Source organism: Paenibacillus zanthoxyli JH29 (assembly GCF_000520715.1).
Taxonomy (GTDB): domain Bacteria; phylum Bacillota; class Bacilli; order Paenibacillales; family Paenibacillaceae; genus Paenibacillus_AQ; species Paenibacillus_AQ zanthoxyli.
In genome coordinates this window covers 1-12,778 of record NZ_ASSD01000121.1, presented here as the reverse complement: position 1 = coordinate 12,778, position 12,778 = coordinate 1, and the positions used below count along the sequence as shown (strand labels likewise).

Genomic DNA, 12,778 nt, shown 5'->3' with positions numbered 1-12,778 from the left:
CAAGACGCTGGCCGCACCCTATACGCCCCGCGCCCGCCCGCTGGCTACCGTGTCCACGCCGCTGACCTGGGACGAGGTTGCAAACAATGTCTCGCCGGAGGATTTCCATCTCCTTAATATCGAGGAACGTCTTCGTTCTAAGGGCGACCTGATCGCGCAGCTGCCTCCTCAGCCGGTAGAGCTTGTAATCGCAGGTCTGAAGTGAGCGACTGGATTCCGAGGATCGAAAGTAACAAACCTCCGCCTTTCGCAGGGCTGCGAAGCGGAGGTTTTAGGTATGCGGCAAGCCGCCGATATGCGAATTTAGTGAATCGATTTCTTTTTGAAGCGCCCGCCTTTGACATCATGGATGTTGCCGACAGCGACAAAAGCATCGGAATCCCAGTCTTCAACGATCGCCTTCATCTTGGCTTCCTCCAGCCGGGTAATGACAACGAAGATTACCTTCTTGTTATCGCCCGAGAAGCCGCCTTCCCCTTCCAGATAGGTCACACCCCGGCCAAGACGCTCCGTCAGCGCTTCGCCGATATCGCGGTACTTGTCGCTGATAATCCAGACCGATTTCGACTGGTCCAGACCTTCGAGGGTAACGTCGATCATTTTAAAGGCGATGTAGTATGCAATCAATGAGAACATCGCATTATTCCAACCGAAGACAAAACCCGCTCCCGTTAAGATGAACAGATTGAAGAACATGACGACCTCGCCTACCGAAAAAGGCAGTTTTTTCGCGATCAGAATCGCCACGATTTCCGTGCCGTCCAGCGATCCGCCGTAGCGCACCACGAGCCCGACGCCGACGCCGAGAATAACACCGCCAAATACCGCCGCCAGCAGGGGCTCCACGGTAATCGGCTGCACCGGATGCAGCATCTGGGTGCCGATAGACATTACAACGACCGCGAACAGCGTGGACAATGCGAAGGTCTTGCCGATCTGCTTGTAGCCGACAATCAGAAAAGGAAGATTAAGAAGTGTCAGTAAAATGCCAAGGGGAATGTGAAAAATATGCGACAGCATAATGGATATGCCTGTAATGCCGCCATCCACCATCTGGTTTGGAACGAGGAAAATCTCCAGCGCAACAGCCATCATGCTTGCCCCGATTACCATCATTACGGCCCGCTGCGCTAGTTTGGCAGTCTTGATCGTCCCGGTCTTCCGGGGTTTATTAGGTTCTTCTTTAACTAATGCTTGTGGACTCGTACCCATTAAACTCCCCCTATCCTTATCGAAATTTTTATCTAAGTTCTTATATTATATCATATTGTTATACACGATAATGAATGATCAGTTTAAATACACCTGTCAAAAATTATATCCTGTTAGATTTTCTCTCACAGAAGCGGCGAAAGCAGGCTGCAAATCTCTTCTTTTGCGCGCGCAAGCTTTCCCCGGCTGCGGAAGATCTCAGGGTCGATGGCATCGCTGTCCATGAGATCGTGCCGGAACTGGTCAGCCAGTTCTTCGATACGCTGGGGCTGAAGCAGCACCGCCGACAGCTCGAAATCGGAATAGAAGCTGCGCATATCCATATTCACGCTGCCTACGGAAGCCAGCAGACCGTCGGCAATCCACACTTTGGCATGCATAAAGCCTTTACGGTAGCGGTAAAACTTCACGCCGGCATCCAGCAAATTGTCCAAATAGGACAACGAGGCGTTATATACGAGTGCGTTGTCCGGCTTGGACGGGATAATAATCCGTACATCGGTTCCGCGCAGCACCGCGTTTTTGAGCGCTCTCAGAATCGCCGGGTCCGGGATAAAATAAGGTGACGCGATCCAAACCCGGCGCTCCGCCGCGCAAATCGCGGCAAAAATCATAGCCTCATTGGCGTCGATTTCGCCGTCCGGGCCGCTCCCTATAATCTGCACTCCCTCATTGTCATCACAGCCATGAACAGGAAACATGCGCGGATGGCTCAGACGTTCTCCGGAAACCAGCTGCCAGTCCTTCAGAAAAACATGCTGCATAAAATAGACGGCGTCACCCTCCAGGCGCAGATGGGTATCGCGCCAAAATCCCATTTTCGGATCCTTGCCTAAATACTCGTCGCCGATGTTGATTCCGCCGGTAAAGCCGACGAGACCGTCCACGATCAGAATTTTACGATGGTTTCGGTAGTTGAACCTCCCACCGAGCAGCGAAGCAAGCGGCGGCAGGAAAAAGTGAATCTCGACCCCGGCGCTCGTCAGAGAGCGCAGAAAACTTCGGCTCAGCTTGCGGCTGCCGAGCCCATCGCACAGCAAGCGGACTTTTACACCCTGCCGGGCTTTACGGATCATGACATCCTGAAATCTCTCTCCGGTAGCGTCATCGCGAAAAATATAAAACTCCAGATGAATATGCTCAGATGCCGATTCCATCGCTTCCAGCATCGATTCATAGGCTTCGCCCGCATTAACCAGAATCCGGCTGGCATTTCTGCCCGTGACCGGACTTTCTGATAGCCCGTCCAATAGGCGCAGCAGCTCCTTACGGCCGGTTAATTCCGGATTCCCTGTGTCCTCCGTGCAGGTGATAAGCCGGCTTCGCTCGGCGGCATAATCATGAAGCACCCGCCGAGTCGCTGCCGGTTGAGCTTTAAGCTTATGGCTCTTTCGGTAATCCCTTCCCAAGAAGTAATAGATCAGAAGACCGAGCGGCGGGCAGCAAAACAGCAGAAACAACCAAGCGACAGCTCTTTGAGGACGGTGATATTCCAGAACCAGGATCACCATGATTTGAACAATAAATAAGCATAAAGCCGCTGCGAATATTTTCATGCCGTCTTTGTCTCCTTTGCTAGCGGCCACCGTTTCTAGGCAGGGCCGTGTAAGCTTCATAAGTACAAGCTTTACCGAACTCTCCCGGTTTATTCAATCAACAAGCATGTCATGATCCCGCCCAGACCCGAATACATAGAGTAATAGGCAAAAGAGAGCGCCAAGATAAGCGTTCAGACGTTAGCTTACGGTCCGGATGCGGAAAGGAGACGCTATGAAAAGCCAATCGGACAAGATTGCCCTGCTCGTCGTTCGGGATGCCGGGCGTCCGGCCAGAAAGATCCAGCTTTCCAAACCGATGGCCGTGGCCCTGCCGGCTGCAGCCGTCCTGTCCCTGTCGAGTCTGATCAGTTCCATGCATTATCATGCCTCCCGCTCCATACAGGAGCTTGAGGCGGAAGCCGCCGCGCTGTCCTTGCAGAATGTGCGCCTGGAGCAGGCGGTCGCCGATAATGAAAAAGCGCTGCAGTCAGTACAGAGCGAAGCCTTGGGGCTTGTGGAGGAAGCGAAAGGGATCAAGGAGCAGTTGAAACGCGCAGACTCGCTGCAGCGGGAATTGCAAGGTTTGATCAGCAAATCCCAGGGAGCATCTTCTTCCGGCAAAGGAGCGGCTGCGGGAGAAACAGAGGGAGAAGCGATACCGGTTCCCGATCGTACGAAAGAGGTCCCTGCTGCCGCCGCCCAGCCCAACAACGGAACCTTCCCCCTGCCCATGACACAGGCAAAATTCGTGTCCCCTTCAGCGATCACCATCCGCATCGGAGCTTTTCAGACCGCCATCGAGCATACGCAGGCTTTACAGATAGGGGGAGAATATATCGCCTCATACAGCAGCCCTGGGGAGGTTCCGGCCGTCCGGGAGACAAAGGATGAGCTTACGGAAATTGGCGGCATGCTCGAAGAGATGGTCCGCAGCCTTTCAGGTACGGTGCTGAAAGCTCAAAAAGCGGACACCGCGCGGCTTCAGGGGGAGGAGGCGCAGGCTTTTCTGTGGCCCACCTTATCCCGGACGATTTCTTCAAGCTTCGGCTACCGTACCGATCCCTTCAAAGGCAGCTCCGCTTTTCACGCCGGAATCGACATCGCGGCGCAGACAGGCGATGTGGTGGTTGCCGCTCAGGGCGGCGTAGTTGCTGCCACGGAGCAGTCCGCAGCGCGGGGCAATTATATTGTGATCGACCACGGGAACGGACTGCAGACCTTATATATGCATCTCAGCAGCCTGGATGTGTCCGCTGGCGACAATGTTACCAAAGGCCAAAGAATTGGACAGGTCGGCAGCACCGGACGGAGCACCGCTCCCCATCTGCACTTTCAGGTGGTCAAGCAGAATAAGAGCGTCAATCCTTTATCTTATATCAAACAAGATTGAGGCCGGTTATGGCGATTGCGCCGAAAAATGAACCGATATTGAAGGAGGGCAGAGGCATAGCGGCTCGGGTAAATATAAAAACCGCCCGCTCTTTGTACGAGCGAACGGTTCAAATGCGCCAGGGAAGCGGCCCGTTTCCCTGCTTATTTTCCGGTCAACCGGCAACGTCTCTACGGCTGAACACAATCCAGGACAGCAGCAGAAACACGGCATAATAGGCGGCAAGCACCGCAATGGAGAACCCCAGCGTCGCCCCTCCCGGACCCGTATTCGAGACCAGATAGCCGCTAAGATCCATATGGCTGAACGGCAAATAATTCGCCCATTCGTAACGGTCGGGATTGAAGATGGTAATAAAAATATTTTTGACAAATATAATGAACAGCGACAAGCCGATTGCCAGCCCGCTAGCGCGGAATACGCTTGAAACCATAAAGGCAAGCGCAGCGGTCAGGAACAGCTCCGCATACCGGCATAAGACGAACATCGCGCTGTACGCTTCCGGGCTCCAGCCGCTCCGGGAAAAGACATCACGTCCTGATGGAAGCAAAATCAGCGAAGCCGCGTAAGCGCAAACGACCAGCAGTACAGTCGTAAGCAAGCTGAACAGTACCATGGAAATGTACTTCGACAGCAGAATTTTCGAGCGGCTCCAGGGCCGGATCAGCAGCAGCTTAATCGTTCCCCAGGAGAATTCCCCCGCCACGGCGTCCGACGCGATAACTACAGTAAATATTGTATTCAGATAAAAGATGACGCTGACCGTAATCTGAAAGCCGTCCCACATTCCAGGCCGGCTCTCAACCGAGCTGCTGACATACATGAGCACAGGCATCAGGACACTGAAAACCGCCAGCAGAAGCAGCATGATCCAGGTGCGGGTCCGGCTGTATATTTTTATATTCTCATTATGTACAAGCGAACTAAACTTACTCAATGCCCTCACCTCCCGTCATTTCCAGGAATTGATCCTCCAGCGAGACGACGACCTCTTTGATGCCGTATACCTTGACTCCGCCGCTCACAAGCTTCGCGTTCAGCTCTGGAATATCCTCTCGAACCGTCTGCACGACAATTGCAGCATCCTTCACCGTCCCGCCGATCAGTGCCTGGGCGCTCTGGACATTATCTACATCGAACACAAACTTCCTGCCCTGCGCCTGACCACCTTCCTCGCTCTTCAACTGGCGGACATCGATCAGCTTCCCATTCTGAATGATGGCGACGCTGTCGCACATAAGCTCCATTTCGGACAGCAAATGGCTGGAGACGAACACGGTCGTCCCTTCCTCCCGGCATAACCGCCGCAGGTAATCCCGGAGCTCCCGGATTCCTTGAGGATCAAGCCCGTTGGTCGGTTCGTCTAGAATTAACAGCTTCGGCCGATGAAGCAGCGCCTGGGCCACTCCGAGACGCTGGCGCATGCCGAGCGAATAGCTCTTCACCTTGTCGTGGATACGGCTACCCAGCCCGACAAGCTCGATGACCTCCTGAATGCGTTGTTTGGTCACGCCGCTGACCATGCGCGCATACTGCTTCAGATTCTGGTATCCGGTTAGAAACTTGTACATCTCCGGATTCTCTACAATGGCCCCAACCTGGGCAACCGCTTCTTCAAAATTGGTCTTGATGCTTCTGCCGCCGATCACAATATCGCCCCGGCTAATCGAGATCAGTCCAACCATCATCCGAATGGTGGTCGTCTTCCCCGCGCCGTTTGGCCCGAGAAAGCCGAAGACCTGTCCTGCCGGAATGTCGAGCGTCAAATCACCGACCAGCGTTTTTGAACCGATCCTTTTGGTTACACCAATAAGCCTGGCAACTGGTTCCGTTGCTGCCGCATTTACTGTCATTATTTCCCATCCTTTCCTTCACGAACTTTTGGCAAGCATGCCTATATAAAGGTTAGACGCCACTTACTCTAATAGACCTGCAAAAAAAATCAAAAAATGTCTAACGCCTCGCACTCCATACAAAAACAGCCCGGCAGGGATTCCCCCCGAAGCTGCTCGAAAAATAAATTTCAATTTTGAGAGGAGGCTCATTTTTCAACAATAAATTCCTTAAATGTGTTCACATCAAATGTATCGCCCTGTACAAGCCATTTCCCATTAACATAAAAAAGAGTCAGTATACCGTCTATAGGAATATGTTTAGTTTCTTTGCCTTCCTGATCCAGAAATAAAAGGTTCAGCTTATAGTTTAAAAGGACGGTATCTTCTTTCTGTTCTTTAAGATTAAATTGAAGGTTTTTCGGTTTTAAAGAGACCTTCTGTTTATCGGAGACTGTCAAGGGCAAGATGGTATAACGAGTGTTGGACGCTTTTTTGTAAAATTGTTCCGTTAAATACGGTTTAATCGCTTCATTTCGCTTATGCACTGATTCAGCGGACAAAATATCCTCGGAAGCCTTAATTTCATACTCGGCATTTTTGTATTTCTCCGCTGCTTTCACGGCATCGTGTACTTCTGCGGCAGCTTTGTCTTCGTTCGAAGGCTTGCTGCTTTCATTTGCTGGAGCTGCGCTTTCGGGCCCAGTATTGGACGCTGATGCATTGCATCCCGTCATTAGTGCAAGTGAAAGGGAAATTGTGCTTAACAACCATTGGAATTTTCGCATAGTAGTCCCCTGTCATTCCGAAATAAAAATAGCCTAACTAATATTACCATACTTCGTTCTCGGAATCCATTTATATCCTCTACCTTCCAGTCATCTTACCGGAAAGCGGCTTTTACAAATACAATGCAATTGTTAGGCCAAGGATAAGCGCAACGCTTATAAATTCATACATTTCCAAAAAAAGCGGCAGACTCGAAGCTTTGCTTCGGCCTGCCGCTGCTTTAATTATATTATGTTGTCCGGTGATTTAACCGCCTACCCGCGCCAATTCGCGCATATTCGCTTCGAACGCAGCCATCATAGCAGCTTCGCCGGTCAGACCGCTCTCCTCCACCTTGCGGATTTGGTCCATCATCCGTTTGTAATCCTTCGGAATAACGCGGACGAATTTGGGCAGATTGTCCTGCCAGCTATCCAGCACACGCTGTCCGAGCGCACTGTTCGTCAGCTCCGTATGACGGATGACCATGCTGTGCAGCTCTGCGATCTCTTCCTGTTCCTCAACGCGCTCCAGCAGCACCATTTCCAGGTTGCAGCGGTTGATGAACGTATTATCCGGATCGAATACATAGGCGATGCCGCCCGACATTCCCGCCGCGAAGTTGCGCCCGGTTCCGCCCAGGACAACGACGCGCCCGCCAGTCATGTATTCGCAGCCATGGTCGCCCACGCCTTCAACGACAACCTTGGCGCCGGAGTTGCGGACCGCGAAGCGTTCACCGGCAATGCCGCTGATATAGGCTTCGCCGCTGGTCGCTCCGTAGAATCCCGTGTTGCCGACAATGATGTTCTCCTCGGCGGCAAACGTCGCTTTCGGAGAAGGCTTAACGATCAGCTTCCCTCCGGAGAGTCCTTTGCCAATGTAGTCATTCGTATCCCCTTCAACGGTAATCGTAATGCCCTTCGGCATGAAGGCTCCAAGACTTTGGCCGGCAGAGCCCGTGAAGTGCAGGCGGATCGTATCCTCCGGCAAACCGGCGGCGCCGTATTTGCGCGTCACTTCGCTGCCGAGAATCGTGCCGACGGCGCGGTTGACGTTCGTAATCGGCAGGGATGCTTCCACAGCCGTTCCATTTTCAATCGTCGCTGCGGCAAGCGGGAGCAGCTTGGATACATCCAGCGTCTCTTCCAGCCCGTGATTCTGCTTCTTGCTGTTGAAACGCGTGCTGCCTTCAGGCAGCTGCGGCGTGTGCAGCAATCCGCTGAGATCGACGCCTTTCTTCTTCCAATGATACGAAGCCTGAACGGCGTCCAGACAGTCGGTGCGCCCGACCATTTCTTCAATGGTGCGGAAGCCCAGGCTCGCCATAATTTCGCGCAAATCCTGCGCGACGAATGTCATGAAGTTAACGACATGCTGCGGATCGCCGGCAAAGTTCTTGCGAAGATCCGGATTCTGTGTTGCTACGCCAACCGGACAAGTGTCCATTTGGCAGACACGCATCATGATACAGCCCACAGCCACCAGCGGCGCTGTAGCGAAGCCGAATTCTTCGGCGCCCAGCAGCGCAGCCACCGCCAAATCGCGGCCGCTCAGCATTTTGCCGTCGGCTTCCAGCACGATCCGGTCGCGCAGATTGTTCAGCATCAGCGTCTGATGCGTCTCGGCAAGACCCAGTTCCCATGGAAGACCGGCATGGCGGATGGAGTTCATCGGCGACGCGCCGGTGCCCCCGTCGTATCCGCTGATCAGAATAACGTCGGCACGGCCCTTCGCCACACCTGCGGCGATCGTTCCGACACCAACCTCGGATACGAGCTTCACATTGATACTCGCGCGCGGATTGGCATTCTTCAGGTCATAGATCAGTTCCGCCAAATCCTCAATGGAATAAATGTCATGGTGAGGAGGCGGCGAGATCAGACCTACGCCTGCCGTGGAACCGCGAACCTCGGCAACCCAAGGATATACCTTGCGTCCCGGAAGCTGTCCGCCTTCGCCCGGCTTCGCGCCCTGAGCCATCTTGATTTGAATCTCATCGGCGTTCACCAGATAATTCGAAGTTACGCCGAACCGGCCGGATGCGACCTGCTTGATCGCGCTGCGGCGGGAATCCCCGTTGGCATCCGGAATAAAGCGCGCCGGGTCCTCCCCGCCTTCACCTGTATTGCTCTTGCCGCCGATACGGTTCATCGCAATCGCCAGCGCCTCATGCGCTTCTTTACTGATCGAGCCAAAGGACATGGCACCGGTCTTGAAGCGTTTCATGATCGATTCCACCGGTTCCACTTCCTCCAGCGGAATAGGCTCGCCTACCGGCTTGAACTCAAGCAGGGAACGGAGCGTCTGATGCTTCTTGCTCTCGCCCTGAACAAGCGCCGAATATTCCTTATACATATTGTAATCACCGCTGCGCACGGAATGCTGGAGCAGATGAATCGTCTGCGGGTTGAACAGATGATCCTCCCCGTCGCTGCGCCATTGATATTCGCCGCCGGAATCCAGCACCTTGTCTTTGCCGTCCTTGTCGGAGAAGGCGCGATTATGATGCGCAAGAGTCTCCATCGCCACTTCCTCCAGGCCGATGCCGCCGATGCGGGAAGGAGTCCAGGTGAAGTAGCGGTCCACGAAATCGGACTTGAGACCGACTGCCTCAAAGATTTGGGCGCCGCGGTAAGACTGGATCGTGGAGATGCCCATCTTGGACAGGATCTTGACCACGCTCTTTGTTGCGGCTTTGATATAGTTCTTAACGGCCTTCTCATGCGATACGCCTCTAAGCAGGCCTTGGGAAATCATATCGTCCAGGCTCTCGAAAGCCAGATACGGATTCACGGCGCTGACGCCGTAGCCGAGCAGAAGCGCATAATGATGCACTTCGCGCGGTTCGCCGGATTCCAGCAGAATCGTAACCTTCGTCCGGGTGCCTTGGCGGATCAGATGGTGATGCAGACTCGACACGGCAAGCAGTGCCGGAATAGCCGCATTCTCACGATCCACTCCGCGGTCGGACAGAATAAGAATATTGTGGCCCTTCTCGATCACGCGGTCGGCCGCTTCGTTCAGACGGTCAAGCGCGGTCCGCAGCCCTTCCGCTCCCAGCTCGGCCGGGAACAGTGTCGGAATGGTCATCGACTTGAAGCCTGCGCGGCGAACGTGACGGATCTTCGCGAAGTCTTCATTGGACAGAATCGGCGTTTCCAGCGCAATCTGTCTACAGCTTTCCGGTTCTGGATTCAGCAGGTTGCGCTCCGGCCCGATCGTTGTTGTCGTCGAAGTCACCAGTTCTTCACGGATGGCATCAATCGGCGGGTTGGTTACCTGGGCGAACATTTGTTTAAAGTAATTGTAAAGCCGCTGCGGGCGGTCTGACAGCACCGCAAGCGGAGCGTCATAGCCCATGGAGCCTACCGCTTCGGCGCCGCTGGAAGCCATCGGCTCCAGCACCTTGCGCAGGTCCTCGAACGTGTAGCCGAATGCCTGTTGAAGCTGCTGAACGTTGTCATGCTTCGGATTAGGCAGTTCGGGAGCTTCCGGAAGCTCGCTCAGGCTGATCAGATGCTCATCCAGCCATTCACGGTACGGATGCTCGGAAGCGATTGCCGCCTTCACTTCCTCGTCGGAAATAATGCGGCCTTCCTTAGTGTCGACCAGCAGCATGCGGCCCGGTCTCAAGCGGTCTTTGTATAGAACGTTCTCCGGCGGGATATCCAGTACGCCCGCTTCAGAGGACAAAATAATCAAATCGTCTTTGGTTACATAATAACGCGAAGGCCGCAGCCCGTTGCGGTCAAGAATCGCGCCGATCTGCACGCCATCGGTGAAGCCCATGGCGGCAGGCCCGTCCCACGGCTCCATGAGGGTGCTGTGGTATTCATAGAACGCTTTCTTCTTCTCGTCCATGCTGTCATGATTGCTCCACGGCTCGGGAACCATCATCATAGCCACATGCGGCAGGGAACGGCCGCTCAGGTACAGGAACTCAAACGTGTTGTCGAACATCGCCGTATCGGACCCGTCCGGGTTGATAACCGGCTTGATCTTCTCCAGATCACTGCCGAACACTTCGCTCTTGAACAGCGACTGGCGGGCATGCATCCAGTTTACGTTGCCGCGCAGCGTATTGATCTCGCCGTTATGGATCATGAAGCGGTACGGATGGGCACGCTCCCAGCTCGGGAACGTATTGGTGCTGAACCGGGAATGAACAAGCGCGATCGCCGATTCCAGCGCTTCGTTCTGCAGGTCGAGATAGAACGGACCGACCTGCTCTGTAGTCAGCATTCCTTTGTATACAATTTTGCGGCAGGACAAGCTCGGCAGGTAGAAGGAAGCGCCTTCTTCCGATCCGCCATAGCGGATGGCCAGCTCCGCCCGTCTGCGGATCACGTACAGTTTGCGTTCAAAGGCAAGATCATCCTGAATATCGTCGGAACGGCCAATGAATACTTGGCGGACATATGGCTTGGCGGCCTTCGCCGTCTTGCCCAGCATGTCGTCGCTGGTTGGCACATCGCGGTAACCGAGCACAGTCTGCCCTTCCGAGGCGATAATTTCACTCAGAGTGCGCTCATGCGCGGCGCGGATGTCTTCATTATGAGACAGAAAGAGCATGCCGACACCGTAACGGCCCGCTTCCGGCAGTTCAAAGCCGAGCGCTTTCGCTTCTTCGGAGAAGAACCGGTGCGGAATTTGCAGCATAATGCCCGCGCCGTCGCCGGAATTCGGCTCGCTTCCCTGGCCTCCGCGATGCTCCATATTGGCGAGCATGGTTAAGGCGTTGCTAACAATCTCATGAGAGGGCTTGCCTTTGATGTGGGCGACAAAGCCCATGCCGCAGGCATCTTTCTCGAACTGGGGATCGTAAAGGCCCTGTTTAGGGGGCAGTTCAGTGTGTCTCATCTTACGCAACCTTTCTATAATAAAGTTCTATAATAAAGCAGGGCATTATTAATAATTATTCAACGCAGATCGGTTATATTATTTTATCATCGACCTTACATGAGCGCAATTTAAACTTTTTTATTATGCCGATTAACATTAGCTTTTGCGACACAGCTTTACCGGATAAAAGCTTAAAAAATCTCATCCATGAATATTTATGCAATCCAACTGAATAAGTGCTTATTCATTGCAAACGTTTTACCCATGTAATGTTTTTAATCTCATGTTTTGAAACCGTTTTATTTTCCTGCAATAACCAAAAAGCGCCCTTTACGGGCGCTCCGGCTAATCATACTTCAACTGTCATAAGTCAAGATTTATACAGACAAAACTTGTTCACTATTCAGCTCCGTTTTTTCGTCACGTCCCCGGCTAATGAAGTACAGCAGCGTGATTACGAGGAACACCGCACCGTAAATGGCAAGCGTGCCTGCGTCGCTCCACATTCTGCCGTAATCGCCGGTGGAGATGACCGATCTGAAGCCCTGAACGCTGTAGCTCATCGGAAGCAGCGGATGAAGGGACTGCATCCATTTCGGAATGAGCTCCAGCGGGAATGTGCCTGCGCTTGTCGTCAACTGGAAGATCAGCAGCACGATCGCCACGAATCTTCCGGGCTGATCCAGCCAGGTTACCAGAGACTGAATCAGCCACATGAACGATAGGCTGGCGATAAAAGTAAAGACGTAGAATCTTGGCACACTCTGAACCTCAAGCCTCAGTCCGTAGAGCATAATCGACGCTACCACCAGAGACTGCAGAAGGCTCATGCCGGAGAAAATAAGGGTACGGCTCACAAACCGGTTGAATCGGGAAGCTTCCTCGACTGTAGTAGTACGCATTGAGATAACGATTGTACACATCAACGCTCCGACGAACAATCCCAGAGACAGAAAATAAGGGGCAAGCCCGGTGCCGTAATTCGGCACTTCGCTCAGCGTTTCCTGATTCAATTCCACCGGCTCGGCGAACATGCTGACTGTCTCGTCGGTTGTCTTAATGCCGCCCGTCTTATCCGCCGCATCGTTCAGCTTGCCCGCAAGCTCCGACGAACCGGTCTTGAGATCGGCCGTCCCGTCCTTCAAATCTCCGGCGCCGTCACTCAATTTCTGAGAGCCTTCCGCAACCGAGCC

9 protein-coding genes are annotated in these 12,778 nt (G+C 53.5%); 2 read left to right on the top strand and 7 right to left on the bottom strand.

Going from position 1 to position 12,778, the window contains the following annotated elements; translation table 11 throughout:
• Positions 1-205, top strand: a 205-nt coding sequence (gene ligD, locus L691_RS0104835) for a non-homologous end-joining DNA ligase LigD (protein WP_025689128.1), incomplete at its 5' end; no start/stop codon positions are given.
• Positions 206-303: 98 nt separating this feature from the next.
• Here ligD and L691_RS0104830 read toward each other — a convergent pair.
• Together L691_RS0104830 and cls are read right to left on the bottom strand one after the other, a co-directional pair.
• A complete protein-coding gene (locus L691_RS0104830) occupies positions 304-1,212 on the bottom strand; it encodes a YitT family protein (RefSeq protein WP_025689127.1) in 909 nt (302 codons plus the stop codon).
• A 125-nt stretch (positions 1,213-1,337) separates the two neighbouring features.
• Positions 1,338-2,768 carry a cardiolipin synthase gene (cls, locus tag L691_RS0104825; RefSeq protein ID WP_025689125.1) on the bottom strand — a complete coding sequence of 477 codons (1,431 nt, stop codon included), beginning with the start codon at positions 2,766-2,768 and terminating at the stop codon, positions 1,338-1,340.
• Positions 2,769-2,982: 214 nt separating this feature from the next.
• Between cls and L691_RS33895 the strand changes: the two genes are divergently transcribed.
• A complete protein-coding gene (locus L691_RS33895) occupies positions 2,983-4,140 on the top strand; it encodes a M23 family metallopeptidase (protein WP_025689124.1) in 1,158 nt (385 codons plus the stop codon).
• Between the two features lie 154 nt (positions 4,141-4,294).
• Here L691_RS33895 and L691_RS0104815 read toward each other — a convergent pair whose 3' ends face one another.
• From L691_RS0104815 to L691_RS0104795, 5 genes are all read right to left on the bottom strand, one after another.
• On the bottom strand, positions 4,295-5,077 hold the full coding sequence (locus L691_RS0104815; RefSeq protein ID WP_025689123.1) for an ABC transporter permease: 783 nt from the start codon (positions 5,075-5,077) through the stop codon (positions 4,295-4,297).
• Positions 5,070-5,993 (bottom strand): ABC transporter ATP-binding protein, encoded by a 924-nt coding sequence (locus L691_RS0104810; protein WP_025689121.1) that lies wholly within the window; start codon positions 5,991-5,993, stop codon positions 5,070-5,072. Before L691_RS0104810 ends, L691_RS0104815 begins: the two co-directional genes overlap by 8 nt.
• A 188-nt stretch (positions 5,994-6,181) precedes the next feature.
• The gene (locus tag L691_RS0104805; RefSeq protein WP_025689120.1) at positions 6,182-6,760 is read right to left on the bottom strand and encodes a hypothetical protein; all 579 of its coding nucleotides are present in this window, start codon (positions 6,758-6,760) and stop codon (positions 6,182-6,184) included.
• A gap of 247 nt (positions 6,761-7,007) precedes the next feature.
• A complete protein-coding gene (gene gltB, locus L691_RS0104800; protein WP_025689119.1) occupies positions 7,008-11,603 on the bottom strand; it encodes a glutamate synthase large subunit in 4,596 nt (1,531 codons plus the stop codon).
• 359 nt (positions 11,604-11,962) lie between these two features.
• Positions 11,963-12,778 (bottom strand): YhgE/Pip family protein (locus tag L691_RS0104795; RefSeq protein ID WP_025689118.1); only part of this gene is annotated, 816 nt, incomplete at its 5' end.

Coding starts and splice junctions, on each gene's coding strand:
- L691_RS33895 (WP_025689124.1), top strand. CDS start 2,983: ATGAAAAGCCAATCGGACAAGATTGCCCTGCTCGTCGTTCGGGATGCC.
- L691_RS0104805 (WP_025689120.1), bottom strand. CDS start 6,760: ATGCGAAAATTCCAATGGTTGTTAAGCACAATTTCCCTTTCACTTGCA.
- L691_RS0104810 (WP_025689121.1), bottom strand. CDS start 5,993: ATGACAGTAAATGCGGCAGCAACGGAACCAGTTGCCAGGCTTATTGGT.
- gltB (WP_025689119.1), bottom strand. CDS start 11,603: ATGAGACACACTGAACTGCCCCCTAAACAGGGCCTTTACGATCCCCAG.
- cls (WP_025689125.1), bottom strand. CDS start 2,768: ATGAAAATATTCGCAGCGGCTTTATGCTTATTTATTGTTCAAATCATG.
- L691_RS0104830 (WP_025689127.1), bottom strand. CDS start 1,212: ATGGGTACGAGTCCACAAGCATTAGTTAAAGAAGAACCTAATAAACCC.